Source organism: Brevibacillus sp. BC25, assembly GCF_000282075.1.
Lineage (GTDB): Bacteria > Bacillota > Bacilli > Brevibacillales > Brevibacillaceae > Brevibacillus.
Window position 1 is genome coordinate 40,813 of record NZ_AKIX01000026.1, and the last position, 20,782, is coordinate 61,594.

Genomic DNA, 20,782 nt, shown 5'->3' on the forward strand with positions numbered 1-20,782 from the left:
AAACTGCCCCTTTTTTCGCTTGGGGCAGTGTAATTCCTGTGCTGTTTTCGTCTAGAACATTAAAAAGTATTGTATACATTTTCACATTCTTTCGCGGTTGGCTCATAAAAACAATGAAGCTTGTATCGTCCTACGTGCGGCTGATTATACCAGGTCGGCGGACAAGGCAGGGGGTTTTGCGCCGTTCCCGGACGAAAATACCAGAGGGAGAATTTGCCCGGCCAATGCCGCTCCCCATTCACAGCCCGTCGTGCCAGACGGCGTTCTCTATCTCTAGACCTTTGGTAGTACATACCATGTTGCAGAGCTTCAAACGCATGCGGCTGGTTGATCATTTGAGGAATGGTCCGGATTCCTTTAAAATCGGAGCAATTCGCTCTTATTCGGTTAATGCCAACATTTCCAACAAGGAGCATCCCCATTTCGCCCTCACCCACAGCTTCGGCTCGAAGCAACCTTGCCAACATGTCAATATCACTGTTCCTGGCTTTTACGACTGCCATCGGCTCACCTCTTTAGATTGTTCTAGGCACATCATATTGTAGACGGAACGGATATGTTACGCTTCAAGCTTGGTTTCAACGAATAGAAAAAGCCGCCCCCTCGCAGATCAGCGAAAAGAGCGGCTACCAAACTAAGAACGATCTTTAAAAATCCCAAACGGACGACCGACAGGAAGGAATACTCTGCCAAAGTGATTATTTAGCACTGCTGCCCCTGCACCGTAGAAGGAGAGAAGAGCGATACCCATCTCAGCATAAGCAGCCATTGGTTTGAATACGCCAGAAGCAATCCCGAAAGCATCAAAAGTCAGACCCACGAACAGGACGTCGATCAGTACGAAGATAAAGAATAATACTTTATGAGTCTCCATCGATCCAATCGTCATCAAAATGGAGAAGATGAGATATCCAGCGAAGGCAAAGCCGAGCTGTGCGCCGTCAGCATTTGCAGCGAGTGTCTCACCGAATACGCCGAGCTTCACAAGCCAGCTGCTTGCGGTCGCGAACCAGAAGAACGCATACGCTCCAAAAGCGGTCGTCCCGAATGTGTTGTTGTGCTTCGCATCGAGGATAGATGCGTAAAGTTGGGCAAATGCACCGAGGAAGATTGCCCAAGGGATCACGAGTCCAAGACCTTCCGTCAGTCCAAGCTTTTGCGAAGAAGCTACGAACGTAACGATAGCCAGTCCGAACAAACCGATCGCGCTAGGATCGGCTGTGACGATTTTGACGTTGGTATGTTGTTGATTGTTCATGATAGTAGTAAAAGCCTCCAATGAGATCAGGATATACCTGTTAAAGAATTTGACATTCCGCCGACAGCAGAACAGCACTGATATATTCTAATCGAAAATATACTCGGCGCATAGAAGGGGAATGAGCAAAAGTAAGAGGACTGTCTTAAGTAGAAATTGATCTTCTACCTAAGACAGTCCTCCTTGTTTGCTTCAAAGTCATCAGTCCTTATTTCCAAATGAGCTATACGGCGTCAAGCGCAAGAGATCTTCCTGTTTTTTTGGCAGTTTCGATAGCGGGATGCGGTATGCCATTTCGATAATTTTACTTGCGACCTCAGCGCCGTTGGTAGGGACGAGACGAAATCTTTTTTGAATGCCCTCTTTATTTGCTAACGCATGCTCGATCTTTGATACAATCTCTTCTGGTTCCTGGATCGATACCGTATCACTGTTAGCTATTTCTCGCAGCATATCTATTTTTTGCTCGCGTTCCGCATCATCTGGCGGAAGGAAAAGCAAGGGGGTTCCTGTAGAGATGCAATCTCCTAAAATGCCCATGCCCGGTTTGCTAATGACCAGACTGGCCGCCTGTACAAGATTTTTGCCATTTGGGATGAGAGGGGCTTTGATGATCCTTTCATCGAATGGGTAATCTTCATCTGCCAATTGCCCAGCTACAACAAATCGATAGCGGCCGGCAAGCGAGTTTATTTGATCATACCACTTCACGATCTGTTCATAACGGTTAGCGAGTCCGCCACCCATGTGAACCAGAATAAACGACTCGTTCTGCTGAAGGCCTAATATGCGTCGCACTTCTTTCGGGGACTGGTTGATTTCCCTGGTGATTAAAGGAATAGGGATATAGATGCAGTTCATTTGCGGATGGGTCTGCTTAGGCGGAATAAGATTCATGTGCAGAAAGATATCGGATTGATTGGCGATTTCTACGATGCGATTTTTATATTCCTGCATCGGAGCTGAATCATTTTTATCGATGATAAAGTCACTGTGATAAAGGGTCACGACCTTTGTGTTGCCACCGACTTTTCCCTCACTGCGAAATCGAGGCACATCGGAGCGCCAATCATTTATTAATAGTGTGGTTTGCTTACCATCCTCGAATTTTTTTGATTTAAAGGCTTTCAATTGGACGTCATTGTGCAGGTTTTTCGATAAATAGTCATGTGTTTCCCGAAAGGCAAACACGTGAATGGGAAGATGGTGTTGCTGCAATTTTTCCGTTATGCTAATGCATCTACCGAGATGGCCCATACCTCTGCCAACCACAAAGGAGATCATATTTCATCACCCTTTTAAATAGGTACTTTCTTGTTCCCTGTCTTGAGCTTGGACAAATTACCCCCATACCACTACTTGTTGGATAAGGTCATTGCCGAATTCGAGCCGTTCTCACAGTGCTTATATATTTTATGGGGATGGATGGAACATGCTCTAGTCGTATAACGGTTTTCTGATCGATTACAGAAAAAAGCCGCATCAGCGGAAGTCTGCAGCTGTGAATTGTGCTCCCATCTAGAAATAATTAGGTATTTTCATCACACAAACCAACGCTGTCCATGAATAGTGTGTATATATAGCTCAATAAGGATATGGGGTGGGAGAATAGTGGGCACGATTCATATTGTAACAGCCGTTAATGATGGTTTTGCTATACATCTCGCAGTCATGTTATATTCCCTTTTTGAAAATAAGGTTTCTAAAAACCCAGTCATCGTTCACGTTATTGACAGTCAAGTCTCTAGGGAAAATAAATCCATCTTAACGAAAACTGTGAAACGATTCCATGCTCAAATCAAATATGTAACGATTGATCCGACCCTATATGATGGATTCCTCGTCCGTGATCATCTTACTCAGGAAACTTATCATCGAATTTCTATTCCAGACCTGGTGGACAAAGAGATTGAAAAAGTGATTTATTTGGATAGTGATATCGTTATTAAAAAGGACATCACTCCATTATGGAACACAAAAGTTGATGAATATTTCCTTGCAGCGGTGATGGATTCTTGGCAAGGGTTTAACAAGTTAAGACATGCCGACCTGGCTATTCCGGATGACTGTGATTACTTTAATGCGGGAGTATTAGTCATGAATTTGAAAAAATGGAGAGAGCATAACATCACCAAGAAGATTATGGATTACATGAAAAAGAACCAAAGTATTATACGTTATCCCAGTCAAGATCCGATGAATGCGATTCTTCATGATAATTGGCTTCAGCTTGACACAAAGTGGAATTATCAGTCCAAACATCTTTATAAAAGCAACCTGCGAATAGACCCAGCCATTATTCACTACACAGGGGAAGATAGTAAACCGTGGTTGAGTAAAAAGCACCCGCTTCGAGAGGAATATTTTCAATATCTCAAAAAAGTAAAGAAGTTAAACTCCTTGTAGGCATCGGGTCTTCGGGGCTTTCCAAATTAAATAAAATGGATGGAAATCCCTTCACATGGAGAAATGATGGCTGGAGGGATTTTTTTGTTTTCTTTCAAAATGAAAACAAGAAAAAGCTCGCGGGTGTACGAGCCTTTTCCTGAAATCCTTAGAATATACGGGTTTATGCACAATACTAAACATCTTCATATAAAATATTGAACAAATTATGAAATATTTGGATTTTAACCATTTTCGCCAACTAACTAGCCTATAATGAAATGGAAACATTTTCTAATTGAATATTCTTTTGGAGGTGGAGGTAGTGGCACGCGTACTGTATGTTACGATTCCAGCAGATGGTCACGTCAATCCTACAGTGGGATTAGTGAAGCAGCTAGTCGACAACGGAGAAGAAGTCGTCTATATGTGCTCAGAAGAATATCGGGATAGGCTTGCCCAGACTGGGGCGCAATTCCGCGCTTATCAAATGGATGAACAAGTATCTCGTGATTTAGGTTTTTACCCAACACAATTCAAACACCCGCTTCATTTCACTGATTTTATGCTGCGAGGCATTATTGAACCCCGCATTCCCGAGATTCTTACGCAGATAGAAAACGAATCATTTGATTACCTGATTTTTGACTCCTTGTTTGGGTGGGGAGGGGCGATTTTAGGGGAGAAGTTAGGAATCCCGACGATCTGCTCCGTAACCAACCTGGCATTTGCTGAACCGCTCAGCCAGATTGTAGAAGTGTTTGATGCAAGCGATGCTGTAGATGTGGATGCACTTTATGAACGAGTGACGCAGACTGCACAGAGTATTGCTCGTATATGCAACGTAACCGTACCTGCCATTGAAGATATTACCCGCCAGTATGGGGACATGAAGATTGTCTTTACCAGCCGTGAATTCCAACCAGATGCTGACAAACTGGACGATAGCTACATTTTTACAGGACCCTCGATTACTTCGCGTCCTGATATTCCTTCGTTTCCGTTTGAAAAGCTTCGATCTCCACACGATAAGGTTGTATACATTTCCATGGGTAGTATTTTGACCAAAGATGTGGAATTGTACAAACTGTGCTTTGTAGCCTTTCAAGATATTCCGGCTCAATTCGTACTATCTTGCGGAAGAGACACGGAACTGGAGTCGCTGGGTGATTATATTCCACCAAACTTCATCGTTGAGCCGTACGTTCCGCAACTGGAAGTACTCCAGCAAGCCGATGCTTTTATTACACATGCTGGCATGAACAGTACGAGTGAGGCTCTTTATTTTCATGTACCACTCGTCATGATTCCATTAAGCTCCGATCAACCGATTGTGGCGAAGCGGGTGGAGGAGTTAGGGGCGGGGATTATGTTAGATAGAAGGGAGCTTACACCGACAGCTTTGAAGGATGCTTTGTTGCAAGTGTTGAACGAATCCACCTATAAAGAGCGTGCGATGCAGGTAGGGGACTCCTTGCGTAACGCTGGCGGATACCAAGAAGCTGCAAGACGTATCATGGAGATGTTCGTGCCTAATTAAAAATGAAAAGCTTCTTGCCTCATCTTCATGAGCGGCAAGAAGCTTTTTTGACTATAATTTCTTCCAAATATTGAAATTGAGCCATTCCTCTTGCAATACATCTTGGCCTTTCAGGTTGAGCAACGGACCGAACCACAGCTTGAAATCCTTGTTCTTCTCAAAATGCTCCGCTGGAACCAAAATGACCAGCATGCTCTCCACACTTTCACCTGCTTTTAACTCGTCCTTGACTGTGGGGGTCAATCCGTTCGCGGCTTTTACAGTGGCTTTGGACTCGGGTAAATCAAGCGTCACCTGCAAGCTGCTGACTTTAACCGTTTGCGCCGAGGTATTATCGATTCGGTATTTGGCTGTCAGGGCAACAATTCCTTTATCGCTGAACCCTTGAAAAGACTTAACGTAAGCAGGCTCAATCGTCAGCTCTGCCCATTGATACCCTTGCAGTGTAATTTTAATGTTGTCATACTGATCACTCTTGTTTGGCTTGAAGGTAAAGAGTACTTGTTTTTTGGCGATTTTTTTGGTGGTGAGAAAATCAGTATAAGGTGGTTCAGGAGGCTGAGGTTTAGCGGCGTTACCATCCGCGAGCAAAAAGTCGCGACCGCCGATACGCAGCATTTTGGGACTTGGCTGTTCAGGTAGGAAAAATAGGAGCTTTTTCGTTTTGCCATCCTTATAGATTAGAGAGAGAGTATAGTTTACGATCTGATAGGTTCCGGATGCTTTAGACTCTGATCCGACGTTAGTAGAAGTACCCGAATTATCTCCTGTACTGGAACCATCTGTGGTGACGCCCACAAAGCTGCTGTCCACAAAGGAACCGTCTTTATTGAATACATAGGTGATCGAGCTTGCATAGCCAGTACCAAGAACGTTGGAGGAATAGCTGAAAGACTCGTACTTGCCCTGAAGCTTCAGCCCAGTAGAGGGAGCGTATTTGATGAATTTTCCACCGTTGATCTCCAGTTCGTTTGCTGATTTGACCTTGAACGTATACGATTTTCCGTTACTGAGCGTGAGTTTGTTTCCTTTGATTTGATACGTCAAACATGTATCCTTACTGCAATGGAGTGCATCTATTCCGCCTTCTGGGAATGTTGTTGCCACCTGCTTATCGTTAATGAAGTAAAAATACTCCCAGCACAACGAGGAGCATCCTCTTGCTCCACCCACATCCATTTCCCATTTTGCATAAAAGCCTTTTGGTGCGACTTTGGCTGCGGCTACAACATTTGTGTTTGTGGATGCTTCAGATCCCTTGCCCTGTGCCCCTTCTACGGATGGTACAAAGAGCAACAGTATGGCAGAGAGCATCATTACGCTGATCACCCAAAGGGATATTTTTTTCTTCCTGACTGCTAACAATAGGCAACCCTCCATTTTCCTCTCGATGTATAGACGACAGGTTAACTGGCAAAATACCGTTCATTTTATTCATGGGATGACGGGAACAGACCTAGTCTTTCGAGGAATTTATATGTGAGTAGGTGGTGTTATTTGTGTGATGTAGTGTCATAATAGAAGGATGATAGTCAGAAGGAGATAGATTTGATTGAATAAAACTGAAATGAAAAACGAGTTTCCCCTAAACTTTGATGAATTAAAGAAAGCTGCTAATCGAACATCGAATTGGAGAGAGCGCTTAGAGGCTGTTGAAGAATTAGGACAGTGGAAGCATGAGCAAACGATTCAATTACTGAAGCGAATTATGGAAAGCGATACGGTGTACAAAGTGCAAGAGGCTGCTTTCCAAAAACTGAAAGCATTTGGGGAAGGTGTTCGATTACCTTCTCAGAAAAAAGGCGACTTGATCAAAGGAGCAACGAAAGCCTTGGTAAGAATTAAGAAAAGCTTGCCAAAAGGTCATACGTTCGAGGAATTCAAAGAGAAACTGCAAAAAATGAGAAGCGATATCTATGATACGTACGAGGGAGAAAAAGGTGCTGATTTTGATCAGTGGCTCGAAAACACCTGGGCGGCGTTATAAAAAGAGCAGTAGAGATGGAATGAGTGGCGAAGGAAGGGGATCATACCCCTTCTTTTTGTTTTTCTGGTTTCAACGAAATGTAAGAATTACCGATATAAGTAAAGTGGTGCAAAGATAGCGAAATTCTTTACAGGGAGCAATGACATGACATTTCCAAATCATGTAACATTTGAAAGCTGTACAGAGAAAATAGACATCAAAGATATCGAAGAAGTAGAAACTGCCTTGGGCGTACGATTTCCCAAAGATTTCGTAGAATGTATGCTTGAGAACAATGAGGGAGCTCCTATTCCTTGGGTCTTTGATTACGGGGATGTAAAAGGTAAAGTCTTTAATAAGTTCTATAGTCTTAGCAGTAAGGTAGGAAGGTACTATATTTTAACAGCCCATGAAAATGTTAAGGATTGTGTACCTGATGGAGTGATTCCTATCGGATACGATGGTAGCGGTAATTACATTTGCTTCGACTATAGCAATGGAAAGCATGCTGAACCAATCGTTGTGTTCGTACATCACGAATTTATGATCACAGAGGAAGACCTGTATGATGGTGACCTAGAAGAAAAAACATTAGAAGAATGGCAAAGAGAAGCCATTACTCCAGTCGCCGTTACATTTACTGAATTTTTATCAAAGCTGTATGAATGGAAAGACGAATAACTAAGGAAAAGCCTCGTGGATATGTATCACCCACGAGGCTTTCCTTCTTATTTCAAATCCTTACCTACTTTAATCACATACATCTGCGTTGGATTGCTATTGATTTTAATCTTACCCTTCTCATCATAGCCATCTACGCCGAAATCATTGTCATTCACAACGGCAATCGTGTTTTTATCCACAATCGCTAATCCTTCCAGCTTTTCATGCGGATAATTCAGCTTGGCTACATCAACCAGCAATTCCTTGGAAACAGGCACAATTCCCTTCTCTTTCACTTGGGCAACGGTGAGTTTTTCGAAGTCATGCTCACTTGTTGACGTACCTAGTAAATTGGTTGCTTTCGAAAAATCTGCTCTGTAAATACGCTTAAGCTGTACGTCTGCACCGGCATTTTTGTCTCGCTCGTCAATCAGTAAAACATCCTGACTGAGTGCCGCCAAGTCGCTGATAACGACGTCTTTCTGTTTCACTTTCACGAAATCTTTCGCGTTCTCTGCGATGTACATGTACTCGCCTACGACTTTTTTGGTGGCGAGATCCATCTTTAAAATGCGGAGATTACGGGAAGATTCGCCTGTCTTTTTATCAGGGAGTGCCATCGGGCTTTGAATAGAAGTATACAAGAACTTACCGTCTGGCGAGATGGTGATACCTTCGAAGCCACGGTTTGCGATGCGCTTGGAATAGACGGCTGGCAGCGTATCAAAAATCTCCATCTTTGCGCCTGCGGCAACCAAGGCTTCTTTAGTGCCCTTTGGTACATAGCGGCCCAGGATTGTGCCGTCACGCTTTACTTGAATGATGGATGGGCGGTATTCGTCGGATAACCAGAATGTATCGTCGACCGGGCTGTAAGCGATACCTTCCAAATCCAAACCGTCTGGATCGTAACTAATCTTTTTTGTTCCCGTTACATCGTAGGGAACTTCATCAGGGCCAGCGAGATTCGGCAATCCGCTGATATCGTTCGTTTTTGTAAAAGCGTTGATCTTGCCCTGTGGCAAACGCAGCTTGATGGTTTCCAAAACGTGAATGTTTCCATTCTCCACTTTGATTTTGTACAAGCGTGGTGTGTAGTTTTGGTCAGGGAACGTACGTAGCTCGTCCTTGCCGTATTGCCCATTTGGTCCACGGTCAGCCAATGTATAAAAGATAGAAGGAGGATCGTTAGGAAGATGCACCAGACCGGAGAAGCCGCCTTCTTTAATACCTTCAGCGAGCGCAGGAGGATTTTTCCATTCATGAATTTCGGCTACAACGGGTGCTCCCGTTACATTTTGAGTTGCACCTGCTCCTTGTGTTCCGATCAAGGATAGAGCCGTGATTGTTGCGATCAGCAAGCTTTTCTTTTGAAAGTGAATCTTCATGATATCCCTCCGAATAAAAAAACGACGTAATGAACCGCTTTTGTTAGACTACCCGATTTATATTGGGAAAATATGAAGCTAAAATGATGGTTTTGTAAAAATTAACAAGAAACTAATGGATTCTGAATAATCATAAAACTAAATTGACACACGCTCTTTTGATCTTATAAAATGCAAGGAAGGATTGAGGACTAGCTATAGCTGAGGAGAGATGAGCATGTCAATGACAGAACAGACAAAAAAGGGATATTTCGGTGAGTTCGGAGGAAGCTTTGTACCTCCACAATTACAGGAAGTATTGGATTATTTGGCCGAACAATTTGAAAGATATAAAGATGATGAGGAATTTATCGAAGAGTACAAGTATTATCTGAAAGAATATATAGGCCGGGAAAATCCGTTGACGTTTGCTCGTCATTTAACTGCAAAACTCGGCGGTGCCAAAATTTATCTGAAACGGGAAGATTTAAACCATACGGGTGCCCACAAGATCAATAATGTCATCGGTCAAATCCTTCTGGCAAAGCGAATGGGTGCACAGCGTATTATTGCCGAGACGGGTGCAGGACAGCATGGAGTTGCTACCGCGACTGTTTGCGCGATGTTTGGCATGGATTGCGTGATCTATATGGGTGCGGAGGATACGAAAAGGCAAGCTTTAAATGTGTTTCGGATGGAGCTTTTAGGGGCAAAAGTGATTGCGGTGTCCAAAGGGCAAGGAAGATTGAAGGATGCGGTCGATGAAGCGCTGAATGATTTGGTTGAAAACTATCAGAACACGTTCTATCTATTAGGATCTGCGGTTGGTCCGCATCCGTTCCCTACGATGGTAAAGTATTTTCAATCGATTATCAGTGAAGAATCCAAACGACAAATCTTAGAAAAAGAAGGTCGCTTGCCGGATGCGGTTATCGCTGCTGTTGGTGGTGGCAGTAACGCGATTGGTGCTTTTGCCCACTATATAGAGGAGCCATCCGTACGTCTGATTGGTGTTGAGCCTGATCAGGCACCTACCTTGACCAAAGGGGTTCCAGCCGTCATTCATGGTTTTAAATGCCTCGTATTGCTGGACGAAAATGGAGAACCTCAAAAAACGTATTCAATTGCTGCTGGGTTGGACTATCCTGGAATTGGCCCAGAGCATAGCCAGCTAAAAGTCAGTGGACGAGCGGAATATTACACGGTGACGAATGAAGAAGTGTTGGCGGCTTTTCAAGAACTATCGAGAACAGAAGGGATCATTCCCGCCTTGGAAAGTGCACATGCCATTGCGTATGCCTTGCAGTTGGCTCCTACTCTTTCACCGGAGCAAATCCTGATTGTTAACCTTTCAGGACGGGGTGACAAAGACGTAGAGCAAGTTTTCCATCTGTTAAACAAATAAAGTGATAGAGAGGCTATCGCCAAAGTAGATTTTCTACTGGAGGATAGTCTCTCTTTTTTGTCCTTCAGCTGTTTTGTTCATAATGGTTATATATTTTTTAGTGAAACTTTAGTATTATTTTTTGAAGGGTTCCAAATAATAGTGGTTTACTTGTACTTCTTACAAGTTCATGTATGAGATTGGAGATAATAATGATGAAGAAAAACATTTACTTTAACCATGATGGCGGCGTTGATGATTTAATTTCTTTATTCTTGCTGCTCCAAATGGACAATGTGAATCTGACAGGGGTATCTGTCATTCCAGCGGATTGCTACTTGGAACCAGCGATGTTTGCCAGCCGGAAAATCATTGATCGTTTCGGTAACGGCGGTTTGGATGTAGCAGAGTCCAATTCCCGCGGGAAAAATCCTTTTCCAAAGGACTGGCGCATGCATGCATTTTATGTAGACGCACTGCCCTTCCTCAATGAATCAGGAGAAGTGATTACGCCAGTAGCGGACAAGCCTGCGCATCTTCACATTATTGAAACGCTGCGTGCAACAGAAGGAAAAACGACCTTGCTGTTTACTGGTCCTTTGACTGACCTTGCGCGTGCCTTGGATATCGATCCAACTATCGAAGAAAAAGTAGAGCGCCTGGTGTGGATGGGCGGAACATTCCGTGAAGAAGGAAACGTGCATGAGCCTGAGCACGATGGAACAGCAGAGTGGAACGTATTCTGGGACCCGGAAGCAGCTGCTCGCGTATGGGAAAGTGGAATGGAGATTGATTTGGTCGCACTGGAAAGCACGAACCAAGTCCCACTGACACTGGATGTTCGTGAGCGCTGGGCAAAAGAGCGCAAGCATATCGGTGTAGATTTCTTGGGTCAATGCTATGCAATGGTGCCGCCACTCGTACACTTCTCGACCAACTCGACTTACTACCTGTGGGATGTATTAACCACAGCATTTGTTGGCAATAGTGATCTTGTAAAGGTGCAAACGGTTAACAGCATCGTCATTACAGAAGGGGCAAGCCAAGGCCGAACTGTTGAGACGGCTGACGGACGCCCTGTACATGTGGTTTATGACGTAGATCGTGATGCATTCTTTGATTACATGACAGATTTAGCGAAAAAAGCGATCTAGAACAAAGCAAGTCATCTGAGATATCGACACAGCTGGCGATACAGAAAGGATACGTTCATGCAATACATTTGGGGAGTTCTCGGCATCCTGGGAATTTTTATAATAGCCATTGCGTTTTCGAAAAATCGCAGAGCGATTAATCCGAGAACGGTCATTGGTGCGTTTGCGATTCAGTTTATTTTTGCTTTGGTCGTACTGAAATGGGATTTTGGGAAAAAGCTTCTGGAGTACTTGGCGTCGATCGTACAAAGCATCATTGATTCGACGAATGCCGGAATTCAGTTCTTGTTTGGCGGGATACTGGGTGCACAGAATGCAGGCTTTACATTTGCCCTGCAAGTATTGCCGATCATTATCTTCTTCTCTTCCTTGATTTCGGTCCTGTATTATCTCGGAATCATGCAGTGGGCTACGAAAATTATTGGTGGATTTTTGTCTCGGGTACTCAAAACGAGCGAAACCGAATCCATGTCAGCCTCTGCAAATATTTTCTTGGGTCCGATTGAGGCGCCACTTGTCGTAAAGCCTTATATTGAGAAAATGACCAAGTCCGAGCTGTTTGCTGTAATGACAGGCGGACTGGCGTGCGTTTCGGGTTCGGTTATCGGTGGGTATGCGATGCTGGGTGTTCCGATTGAATATTTGCTGGCGGCAGCATTCATGGGAGCGCCGGGTGGTTTGTTGCTTGCGAAAATTATAATGCCGGAGACAGAACAGCCACACAGAGTGGAACGTGTGGAAGTCATGAAAGATACAGAGTCCAGAAACGTCATTGACGCGGCTGCTCGCGGAGCTTCGGACGGGCTAAAAGTGGCTGCTGGTGTCGGTGCGCTGTTGCTCGCGTTTATCTCGTTAATTTTCTTGCTGAACTCGATTATTGGCTGGCTTGGCGGGTTAGTGGGAATAGAAGCGTTGACGCTTGAGCACATTTTAGGTTACCTGTTCGCGCCGATTGCCTTTATGATCGGGGTTCCATGGGAGGAAGCGCTAAAAGCCGGTTCTTTCATCGGGCAAAAGATTGTCCTCAACGAGTTTGTAGCGTACACGGCTTTTGCACCTGAGATTGTCAATTTGTCGCAAAAAAGCGTTGTGATCATCAGCTTCGCCCTTTGCGGCTTTGCCAATCTGGCTGCGCTGGCTATGGTCATTGGTGGCTTGGGCGGCTTTGCTCCGTCAAGAAGATCAGACCTTGCGGAGATGGGCTTGCGTGCAGTAGTTGGGGCAACCTTGGCAAATCTGTTGAGCGCAGCGATTGCGGGGATGCTCATTTAGATGAATAAGTAGAAATAAGTACGAGGGCTGGAGTGATCCATGCCCTCGTTTTTATTAGGTACTACGCGAAGTTAGTACTACTCGCTTTTGGTGTTCCTCGTTACAATCTTGTTAGTAAAAACAAGCCGTGATTTGGTGGGGATATGATGAAGCAAGTTCTGTTATTTTTAGGGCCAACGATTATGATCTTTTTAGGGTTACAAGTCATGAGTAGCGTGCCAGTCACGTTTCTGCTTTTTTACGGGTGGCTGTTTGCGGTTCCGTTTGTGGATATGATCGTTTTGAAAAGAAATACATGGCGGGACACATTCAGGCAAATGGGATTGGGAATCAACCGCCCCAATATGTATCACGGCATTTTGACTGGACTTCTTTTCTTTATCACCATTATTCTTGCGGGATATTTCTTTCACAGCCTTTTGTTTGATAAGGATGATCTGCAAAATTTATTGGTACAATGGGATTTCTCAGGTAATCTTGTCGTTTGGCTCATCCTTGTTTTGCTAGTGATCAACCCGTTTCTTGAGGAAATCTACTGGAGAGGATATATGTCTAAAAAGCTGGAAGGGAAGCTGACAAAGAGAACCATTATTTTGCTGACGTCATTGTTTTACAGCCTGTATCATTTCCTCTCCATCATTCCTTTGTTTAGCTGGCCGTATAATATCGGTATGGTTTTGCCAGTATTTTTGGCGGGAATGGTTTGGGGATATATGCGAGACAAGAGCCAATCACTGATGGGATCGATTGTCAGTCATATCCTTGCCGATTCAGGGATTATGGCTGTCTACCTACTATTTTTGAAATGAATGAGAGTTGAAATCATGAACGTTGACGTACTTTTTAACCAGTTTCCCATTTTAAAATCAGATCGTGTCACCTTGAAGAAAATCGAAGAGCAGCATTTGGACGAAGTATTCGAAATCTACAGCAATGACCATGTATTTGCATACTGCGGGATTATCCCCAAGCATAATAAAGCGACAGTGAAAAACATGATCGGGCATTTTGAGAGAGACTATTTGAAAAAATCCAGGATCAAATGGGGGATATTCGCCAATGATAACCCCGATCACTTGCTTGGCATTATCGAAGCTTTCGACTTTCATCAAAAGGTAAACATGGTGACGATTGGCTACTTCTTGTCCGAAGCGCATTGGGGAAAAGGGATTGCGACGGAAGCGGTAAACATACTGCTTCACTTTTTGTTCATGGATGTCAACGTCAACAGAATACAGGCGGAAGTGATGCCTCCGAATGAGACCTCCAAAAAAGTATTGTTGAAGAATGGCTTCATGAAGGAAGGAACGCTTAGACAAGCAACGCTATGGTCGGGTAAAGGAATCGTGGATCTAGAGATTTACGGAATGCTGAAAGAGGACTATCAGACCTTGATGTCTATGCAAGGCGTAAGATAAGGATCGAGTAGACGCGAGATTTCGTCCAAACCACCAGAATACACCGTTACCTGTAAAAGCCCTCCTATGTTACTATGATGGGTATGATCAATCATAGGCATCGGGAATGGGGAAAACATCTTGAAAACATTTAAGAAAGTCTATATAGAAATCACCAGCGTTTGCAATCTCGCCTGTACTTTTTGTCCGCCAACAGAGCGTAGTAAAAGTTTTATTAAAGTAGAAGACTTTGCGAAAAGGCTGGATGAGATCAAACCGCACACCGATTACATTTATTTGCACGTCAAAGGGGAACCGCTTCTCCATCCCAAAATTGATGAGCTGCTCGATATCAGTCATGAGAAAGGCTTCAAGGTCAATATCACCACAAATGGTACGCTGATCGCGAAAAATCGGCATAAATTGCTGGGCAAGCCTGCGCTCCGACAAATGAACTTCTCGCTTCACAGCTTTGATGGACATATCGGCTCAACCAACCGCGAAGGTTATTTGCGGGAGATTCTTTCATTTGTTCGGGAAGCTCAGGAGCATCAAGTGATTTTTTCTTTCCGTCTGTGGAATTTGACACAGGATAACGCCACGAACATTCAAAAGAGTAGAAACCGCCAGACACTCGAAGTGATTGAGAAAGAATTTGGGCTGGACTATCGAATTGAAGAAAAAGTAGTGCCGGGCAGTGGGGTAAAAATCAATGATCGCGTCTATTTGAACCAAGATTACGAATTCCAATGGCCGAGTCTGACAGCACCTGAGGATGATGGAAAAGGCTTTTGCCATGGCCTGCGCACACAGGCGGCGATTCTCGAAAATGGAACAGTTGTGCCGTGCTGTCTCGATGGGGAAGGGGTTATTAATCTAGGGAATATCAATCAGACCTCTTTCACTGATATTGTGGATGGCGAGCGGGCGAATAACCTGATAGATGGATTTTCTCGCAGAGAAGCTGTCGAGGAATTATGCAGAAGATGCGGGTACCGCCAGAGGTTTGGAGCGTAGCAAAAGCAAAACGTCCGAGTCAAATGATTCGGACGTTTCTTCATTATTAGAAGGACACTACTATCAACGGCGGTGACGTCGACAGCGGAGGAAACAGAAACGACAGCGGCGACGACGGCGACGGAAGAAGGAACAAAAACGGCAGCGACGACGACGACGGCGGCGGCGACCACAACCACACCGATCATGGTCACTGTCAAAATCTTCGTCCACGTCTCTATCGAAATCCCTTTCTATGTCTGTGTCACAATCTTTTTCAATCTCGCGTTTTTTTTCTCGATCTTTACAACCACAAGACATACATCCACCTCCTTAGTGTTCATACAATATTTTATGAATGCCGCTTGGACATGACTGGACGAACTATAGGGGAAATAAGCTTGTTTTCAGACGCGGAAAAATGGCGAAAGCAGTTATCCTCCCACAATGTCATGGGCAAAAGTGATGGTAAAAACAAAAAAATAGCGGATCTCATAGCTAAAAGGAGCTAATGAGAACCACTATCTTTTTTTCTATGCTATATGAGCCAAGTTAGACGAAAGGTAAAAAGCCCTCAGCTATGTGAGGGCTTGTAGCCTGTATTACTTTGCAGATGTATCGTCGGAGTCTGTATCTTGGGCGGATTCGTTAGAGGCTTGAATGTCGTCAATGATAACGATTTTGCCTTCTTCTTGCCATTTTACTTCCGCGTTCAGTTGTTCACTGATGAAGCGCAGAGGCAGGAATACACGTCCATTTTTCAGTACAGGCGCCGTGTCCAAAGAAATGGTTTTCCCGTCTACAGTTGCTTCTTTTTTATCGAGGTACAGCGTGATAGATTTTTCGCCACGCGTAATTTCGACGGTACGAGTCTCTGGCTTCCAGTTTACTTCCGCTTTCAATGCGGAGCTGATAGCACGTACAGGCACCAAAGCTCTTCCACCTTGTACAAACGGTGCCACATCCGCTTTTACCTGATTTCCATCTACGAATGCTTTCACTTCTGTAGAGCCAGTATCCTCAAGGAGTTCTCCAAGCTTTTTGAATGGTGTGTAATCTCCTTTTTGGTACGTGCGCTGAAGAAGCTCAAGCTGTACGTCCAAAGCTCCCTGTTTGTCAGTGGTTTTTTCCAGTTCAGCTACCAGTTGCTCGTATTTCGCTTTTTGATCTTCCGTGATTTCAGCCGTATGCTTGAGCTCTTGGCGAAGCTCGATCAGCTGTTTTTTCAATTTTACGTCTTTGATGTTGGTTTCTGTGCTAGCTTCGGTTGAGTCCTCATCGTCGCTATCAGTATCGGTATCAGATTCTTTGACAGAAGTTTCTTTGGATTTATCTTTTGCTTCCGTCTTTACTTCGGGCTTGCCATTCCCTTTTCCTTTGCCTTCCAGGTCAGCCGCCAGAGCAGCAGGTACACTTGTTGCGAGTAGAATAGCAACCAACGAAGTAGATATAGCTTTTTTCATTTGAATCTTCCTCCTTCTAGGTGTAAGTCTCATGAACTCGACATTCCAGACGGAGGAAAATATGAATAGGTTGCATAGGTTTTGAGAAAATATTTTTATTTGTACGAATGGATACCTTTCACTGTAAATCCTTCCAAATCCCGTATCTTCCTTACACGTCCGATTACGATTCCCAGTAGCGTCACAAGTACGCCAGAGAGAACAAACAGAAAGCCAATTCCTCTGCCCGTCCCCGTTCCGATGATCTGCCCGACCGTTTGACCCAGCAATCGATCTGGATCAAACAACGGATTGAATACATGATCCGCCAAAAATCCTGCCGATCCAAATGCCAGTACGAACCCGATTTGCGAAATAGCCGTGATCATCGACCATACTCTGCCTTGCCGTTCATTCTCGACGTTCGTTCGAATGAGAACCTCCAGGCTCGTGTTCACAAAGGGAAGCGTGATGAAAAAGAGGAAGCCAAAAACCATAATCAGCCAAACGGAAGTAAACACACCCATCAGGGCATAAAACAAGCCAGCAAGTACGAGAGAGAAGGACAGCATGAACACCTTGCTCTTTCCCATACCGAAAAGTCCGATCAAAAGGCTGCTGACGAGCATGCCCGATGCAGATGCAGAGAGGGCAATACCGAGCGTCTTGGAATCAGCTAATGTCAGCATCATAGGCCCAAAAAGCGATTGCAGCAGCCCGATGTAAAAGCACACGATGGACATTAACAGAACTAACGAGAAAACCCCTTTCTTTGAAAGGAGATAGCGGAAGGCTTCAGACATTTCGTGAAAAAAGCTTTGTCTTTCATGTTTCTGGGGAGTGGTATCGTGTTTCATAATCATCAGCACGGCGCCGACAGCTAGAAGGAAGGTCATCATATCGATGAGTAAGACGAGCTGGATATCAAAAGCACTGAGAAGAAATCCTGCAACGAGTGGAGAAATAAGATATTGAGCTGAACTTGCCAGTTGGATGAGCCCGCTTGCCTGTGAGTACATCTCTTCCGAAACCAGATCGGAAACGGCGGCTTTAAAGGCTGGGTTTAGAATAGCGGCAGAGATCGAGCTGATGCCGACCCCCAAATAGATGTGCCATATTTCCATACGCCCGAACAGCATGACAAGCAAGATGAACAAGATACCGGCTATGGAACCGAGATCGCCAATGATCATCATTTTCTTGCGGTCAAATCTGTCTGCCAGCACCCCGCTAAAGGGAAGTAAAAGGAAGGAGGGGAGAAAAGAAAAGAGAATGATTAACGAATAGCTCATGGTAGATTGGGTCTGTTGAAAAACAAAGACACCCAAGGCAAAAGCGGTAAGTCCACTTCCGATAGCTGAAAATAGCTGTCCTGACCAAATGATCAGGAATCTGCGAAAGGCTTTATCATGAGTGTTCATTGTTTTTCCTCCTTTTCATCCATTACAGAAACGAGAAGGACCCCGGCGCAGCTCCCAGTGATCTTTCAATAATCACCTGCATGGCTTGTAATCGTGTTGTCTGTTCCTCTTGCTCCCAATGAAAAATGCCTGATTCCAACAAAAATTGCGAACCAGCGAGGAGAAACTGAACAGTCTCCAAGGCATTCTCAACATGAAAGACAGCTTCTTTATTTCCTTGTTCAATGACTTGCGCAAGGACAGGGGCAATTTTTAAGATAATGGCGATGTTCAGACGCTCGTGAAGCTCTCTGTTTTCAGGGCGATGCAAGCTTTCCATCCAATCTGCTTGCTTGTCGATGGTGTGGCTTTGGCTGCGCAGCATCTGGCGAACCTTCTCCATGACAGGTAAGGTAGCGTCATCTGCGATTTTTTTGTACTCTTCGCAAAGTGTATCGACCATGGACTGGACAAATGCTTCAAGGATCTCTTCCTTCGATTTGAAGTAGTAATAAAAGGTTCCTTTCGCTACGCCCACCTTTTGAATGATCGCATCCACGGTTGTATGGACATAACCCTGATTTCGAAATAGTTCCCCGGCCGCTTCCAATATTTCTGCTCGCCGTGTTGTGGGATCTTTCACGATTCTTTTCATCGGCGCCTCCTTCGATTGTCAGTATGTGGTTGGATACAGATTACCATATGACTGACCGTCAGTCTATAAGCGCATGAAAGAAAAAGAGGAGGGAAAATCTCCTCTGTTCAGTATTAGGAATTTATTAAGATGATGGCAAACGTTCGTTATAATTTCTCGGCGATAATCGTGAAGGTTTTCGGGATTCCTTTATCAAAAACTTCCGAGGAAAGATTCGGGAGCTCTTCCAGCATGTTTAGGCACAGCCCTTTGCTTGCAATGGCCGTAACGATTTCCCCTAAGGTCCAATTGCGTAACATTACTTTTGATTCCGTGTCATTTATCCCGTTAGAAAGGAATTTGGAGAAAGCAATGTCCTTTTCCTCAAGCGAGGTGTCGAAATAATCGCCTGTTACTTTATGTTTGCGGATATTAGCAGTCGTTCCGCGTGAGGAGATGAGTTTTGTGGATACCGGATGGAAATCTTGGAGGACGAGAACGCCGCCTTTTCGCAGGAGCGAGTTGACCACCTGGAATAATTCGGTTAAGTCCAAAAAGTAATGAAGAATACCGAATTCCATAAAAACGAGATCATACTCACCAGACAATACATCTGGAGGTAGCTGCAATACATCCGATACGATGTAAGTCAGGTCAACATCGGCAGCTGCAGCCAGTTCTTTGGCGTACTGCTCATTCTCATGAGAGAAATCGGCGATGGTCACGTCGGCACCTAGCAAGGCGAGCGCAACGGCTTTGTTTCCATTAGAACCGAGTAAATTGATAATCTTCTTGCCGCGAATATCCCCCATGTGCTCATATACTTTACCGATTCGCTTTTGGGGGTCTTCTTTAATTTTGACCGCTGCCTCAACAGGTGTTCCAAAGCGTTTCAGCCACGCTTGATAAGCCCCAGTGTTCCAAGCTGTTTTATTTAGTTGTGCTGTTTCCACAAATTCCCCTCCATAGAGTATTCCATTCAAAAAATTGGCCCCGATATGTTGGTTTCGAGGGTTTAGCTAATTTATCATACTGACACATATGATTCGTGTCTATATAATTTCGAAGCGTTAATTTTTCCATGTGTGAACTGAAAGTGAGAACAATTAGGGGAGAGATTCTACAATTGTGAAGCAAAGCGGGACAGTGGTAATATTGGGAAAAATATATACGTCCGCTCTTTATGCGGTCGAGGGTTTGTTTGACAGGAGGCAAGCTGCTTTGAAAATCAAAGTGTTGATCGCAGACGACAATTCGTTTATACGGGAAGGCATGAAAATCATCCTGACGAGCTTCGAGGAGTTTGAAGTAGTGGGGAGTGTGGAGGATGGAGTCGAGGCGGTGACGTTTTGTAAACAGAACGAGGTAGACGTCGCGCTTTTGGACGTTCGGATGCCGAATATGAACGGAGTGGAAGCGACTCGTGTGCTGACTGCCGAGACTACGGTCAAACCACTCATTTTGACCACATTCGACGATGACGAATTTGTCCTCGAAGCCATTCAAGCGGGGGCACGCGGCTATTTATTGAAAAACAATGATCCCAACCGCATTCGAGATGCCATCAAGAGTGTCTATAACAACCATCATGTGTTGCAGGATGTCGTCCTGGATAAGATCAAAATGAACCTAAATACAGGGAAGAACACGACTGATACCGTGTCCACTACCGCTCCTCCCAAAGTGACAGCAGCCATCCCTACCGAAAGCAAAATCGACCAAAGCTTATTTACGGAACGGGAGCTCGATGTCATGAAGCAGATCGCCAAAGGGCTATCGAACAAAGAAATCGCCAAGAAGCTGTTTATTTCCGAGGGAACAGTTGCGAATTACATTACTTCTATCTTGAATAAAACAGCGCTTGAACACCGTACGCAGATCGCCATCTATTATTTGACGGGCGAAACGCACATGTCTGATTGAA

Annotated in this window: 20 protein-coding genes; 11 read left to right on the forward strand and 9 right to left on the reverse strand. The window is 44.4% G+C overall.

Features of this window, described 5'->3' with window-relative positions; translation table 11 throughout:
- Positions 1 to 59 precede the first annotated feature (59 nt).
- The 3 genes from PMI05_RS05985 to PMI05_RS05995 form a co-directional block, all read right to left on the reverse strand.
- On the reverse strand, positions 60 to 503 hold the full coding sequence (locus PMI05_RS05985) for a cell wall hydrolase (protein ID WP_007718606.1): 444 nt from the start codon (positions 501 to 503) through the stop codon (positions 60 to 62).
- 131 nt (positions 504 to 634) lie between these two features.
- Positions 635 to 1,258, reverse strand: coding sequence for an acetate uptake transporter family protein (locus tag PMI05_RS05990; RefSeq protein ID WP_007718610.1), 624 nt, complete (start codon positions 1,256 to 1,258; stop codon positions 635 to 637).
- A 201-nt stretch (positions 1,259 to 1,459) separates the two neighbouring features.
- A complete protein-coding gene (locus PMI05_RS05995) occupies positions 1,460 to 2,542 on the reverse strand; it encodes a hypothetical protein (protein ID WP_007718612.1) in 1,083 nt (360 codons plus the stop codon).
- A gap of 327 nt (positions 2,543 to 2,869) precedes the next feature.
- On the opposite strand from PMI05_RS05995, the gene PMI05_RS06000 reads away from it, so the two are divergent.
- Complete coding sequence (locus PMI05_RS06000; protein WP_007718613.1) at positions 2,870 to 3,664, forward strand: glycosyltransferase family 8 protein; 795 nt, start codon at positions 2,870 to 2,872, stop codon at positions 3,662 to 3,664.
- 304 nt (positions 3,665 to 3,968) lie between these two features.
- Complete coding sequence (locus PMI05_RS06005) at positions 3,969 to 5,183, forward strand: macrolide family glycosyltransferase (RefSeq protein WP_007718614.1); 1,215 nt, start codon at positions 3,969 to 3,971, stop codon at positions 5,181 to 5,183.
- Between the two features lie 51 nt (positions 5,184 to 5,234).
- On the opposite strand, the gene PMI05_RS06010 is transcribed toward PMI05_RS06005, so the two are convergent.
- Positions 5,235 to 6,548 carry a hypothetical protein gene (locus PMI05_RS06010; RefSeq protein ID WP_007718616.1) on the reverse strand — a complete coding sequence of 438 codons (1,314 nt, stop codon included), beginning with the start codon at positions 6,546 to 6,548 and terminating at the stop codon, positions 5,235 to 5,237.
- A 187-nt stretch (positions 6,549 to 6,735) separates the two neighbouring features.
- Between PMI05_RS06010 and PMI05_RS06015 the strand changes: the two genes are divergently transcribed.
- Positions 6,736 to 7,170, forward strand: a complete 435-nt coding sequence (locus PMI05_RS06015) for a HEAT repeat domain-containing protein (RefSeq protein WP_007718620.1) — start codon at positions 6,736 to 6,738, stop codon at positions 7,168 to 7,170.
- A gap of 144 nt (positions 7,171 to 7,314) precedes the next feature.
- Entirely contained in the window at positions 7,315 to 7,830 is a 516-nt protein-coding gene (locus PMI05_RS06020) for an SMI1/KNR4 family protein (RefSeq protein WP_007718622.1), read from the forward strand.
- A 47-nt stretch (positions 7,831 to 7,877) separates the two neighbouring features.
- On the opposite strand, the gene PMI05_RS06025 is transcribed toward PMI05_RS06020, so the two are convergent.
- A complete protein-coding gene (locus PMI05_RS06025) occupies positions 7,878 to 9,200 on the reverse strand; it encodes an esterase-like activity of phytase family protein (RefSeq protein ID WP_007718624.1) in 1,323 nt (440 codons plus the stop codon).
- 217 nt (positions 9,201 to 9,417) lie between these two features.
- Here PMI05_RS06025 and trpB point away from each other — a divergent pair, with 217 nt between their 5' ends.
- The 6 genes from trpB to PMI05_RS06055 all read left to right on the forward strand — a co-directional run bounded on the left by trpB (position 9,418) and on the right by PMI05_RS06055 (position 15,403).
- Entirely contained in the window at positions 9,418 to 10,584 is a 1,167-nt protein-coding gene (gene trpB, locus PMI05_RS06030; protein WP_007718628.1) for a tryptophan synthase subunit beta, read from the forward strand.
- Positions 10,585 to 10,778: 194 nt separating this feature from the next.
- Positions 10,779 to 11,717: a nucleoside hydrolase gene (locus PMI05_RS06035; RefSeq protein ID WP_039960331.1), complete on the forward strand. Its 939-nt coding sequence runs from the start codon at positions 10,779 to 10,781 to the stop codon at positions 11,715 to 11,717.
- 57 nt (positions 11,718 to 11,774) lie between these two features.
- The gene (locus PMI05_RS06040; protein ID WP_007718632.1) at positions 11,775 to 12,989 is read left to right on the forward strand and encodes a NupC/NupG family nucleoside CNT transporter; all 1,215 of its coding nucleotides are present in this window, start codon (positions 11,775 to 11,777) and stop codon (positions 12,987 to 12,989) included.
- 143 nt (positions 12,990 to 13,132) lie between these two features.
- On the forward strand, positions 13,133 to 13,798 hold the full coding sequence (locus tag PMI05_RS06045; RefSeq protein ID WP_238543257.1) for a CPBP family intramembrane glutamic endopeptidase: 666 nt from the start codon (positions 13,133 to 13,135) through the stop codon (positions 13,796 to 13,798).
- Positions 13,799 to 13,813: 15 nt separating this feature from the next.
- Positions 13,814 to 14,407: a GNAT family N-acetyltransferase gene (locus tag PMI05_RS06050; RefSeq protein WP_007718637.1), complete on the forward strand. Its 594-nt coding sequence runs from the start codon at positions 13,814 to 13,816 to the stop codon at positions 14,405 to 14,407.
- 120 nt (positions 14,408 to 14,527) lie between these two features.
- The gene (locus tag PMI05_RS06055; RefSeq protein ID WP_007718639.1) at positions 14,528 to 15,403 is read left to right on the forward strand and encodes a radical SAM/SPASM domain-containing protein; all 876 of its coding nucleotides are present in this window, start codon (positions 14,528 to 14,530) and stop codon (positions 15,401 to 15,403) included.
- A gap of 581 nt (positions 15,404 to 15,984) precedes the next feature.
- On the opposite strand, the gene PMI05_RS06065 is transcribed toward PMI05_RS06055, so the two are convergent.
- The 4 genes from PMI05_RS06065 to PMI05_RS06080 all read right to left on the reverse strand — a co-directional run bounded on the left by PMI05_RS06065 (position 15,985) and on the right by PMI05_RS06080 (position 19,811).
- Positions 15,985 to 16,845 (reverse strand): copper amine oxidase N-terminal domain-containing protein, encoded by an 861-nt coding sequence (locus PMI05_RS06065; protein WP_007718645.1) that lies wholly within the window; start codon positions 16,843 to 16,845, stop codon positions 15,985 to 15,987.
- 95 nt (positions 16,846 to 16,940) lie between these two features.
- Positions 16,941 to 18,245: an MFS transporter gene (locus tag PMI05_RS06070; RefSeq protein ID WP_007718649.1), complete on the reverse strand. Its 1,305-nt coding sequence runs from the start codon at positions 18,243 to 18,245 to the stop codon at positions 16,941 to 16,943.
- A gap of 22 nt (positions 18,246 to 18,267) precedes the next feature.
- Positions 18,268 to 18,879 carry a TetR/AcrR family transcriptional regulator gene (locus PMI05_RS06075; RefSeq protein ID WP_007718654.1) on the reverse strand — a complete coding sequence of 204 codons (612 nt, stop codon included), beginning with the start codon at positions 18,877 to 18,879 and terminating at the stop codon, positions 18,268 to 18,270.
- A 146-nt stretch (positions 18,880 to 19,025) separates the two neighbouring features.
- The gene (locus PMI05_RS06080) at positions 19,026 to 19,811 is read right to left on the reverse strand and encodes a bifunctional 2-polyprenyl-6-hydroxyphenol methylase/3-demethylubiquinol 3-O-methyltransferase UbiG (RefSeq protein ID WP_007718657.1); all 786 of its coding nucleotides are present in this window, start codon (positions 19,809 to 19,811) and stop codon (positions 19,026 to 19,028) included.
- A gap of 268 nt (positions 19,812 to 20,079) precedes the next feature.
- Here PMI05_RS06080 and PMI05_RS06085 point away from each other — a divergent pair, with 268 nt between their 5' ends.
- The gene (locus PMI05_RS06085) at positions 20,080 to 20,781 is read left to right on the forward strand and encodes a response regulator transcription factor (protein ID WP_039960332.1); all 702 of its coding nucleotides are present in this window, start codon (positions 20,080 to 20,082) and stop codon (positions 20,779 to 20,781) included.
- Position 20,782: the final 1 nt, after the last annotated feature.

Excerpts from the sequence above, each read along its gene's own strand:
- PMI05_RS06065 (WP_007718645.1), bottom strand. The coding sequence starts at position 16,845 with ATGAAAAAAGCTATATCTACTTCGTTGGTTGCTATTCTACTCGCAACA.
- PMI05_RS06025 (WP_007718624.1), bottom strand. The coding sequence starts at position 9,200 with ATGAAGATTCACTTTCAAAAGAAAAGCTTGCTGATCGCAACAATCACG.
- PMI05_RS06035 (WP_039960331.1), top strand. The coding sequence starts at position 10,779 with ATGAAGAAAAACATTTACTTTAACCATGATGGCGGCGTTGATGATTTA.
- PMI05_RS05985 (WP_007718606.1), bottom strand. The coding sequence starts at position 503 with ATGGCAGTCGTAAAAGCCAGGAACAGTGATATTGACATGTTGGCAAGG.
- PMI05_RS06040 (WP_007718632.1), top strand. The coding sequence starts at position 11,775 with ATGCAATACATTTGGGGAGTTCTCGGCATCCTGGGAATTTTTATAATA.
- PMI05_RS05995 (WP_007718612.1), bottom strand. The coding sequence starts at position 2,542 with ATGATCTCCTTTGTGGTTGGCAGAGGTATGGGCCATCTCGGTAGATGC.
- PMI05_RS06050 (WP_007718637.1), top strand. The coding sequence starts at position 13,814 with ATGAACGTTGACGTACTTTTTAACCAGTTTCCCATTTTAAAATCAGAT.
- PMI05_RS06075 (WP_007718654.1), bottom strand. The coding sequence starts at position 18,879 with ATGAAAAGAATCGTGAAAGATCCCACAACACGGCGAGCAGAAATATTG.
- PMI05_RS06070 (WP_007718649.1), bottom strand. The coding sequence starts at position 18,245 with ATGAACACTCATGATAAAGCCTTTCGCAGATTCCTGATCATTTGGTCA.
- PMI05_RS06020 (WP_007718622.1), top strand. The coding sequence starts at position 7,315 with ATGACATTTCCAAATCATGTAACATTTGAAAGCTGTACAGAGAAAATA.
- trpB (WP_007718628.1), top strand. The coding sequence starts at position 9,418 with ATGTCAATGACAGAACAGACAAAAAAGGGATATTTCGGTGAGTTCGGA.
- PMI05_RS05990 (WP_007718610.1), bottom strand. The coding sequence starts at position 1,258 with ATGAACAATCAACAACATACCAACGTCAAAATCGTCACAGCCGATCCT.
- PMI05_RS06045 (WP_238543257.1), top strand. The coding sequence starts at position 13,133 with ATGATGAAGCAAGTTCTGTTATTTTTAGGGCCAACGATTATGATCTTT.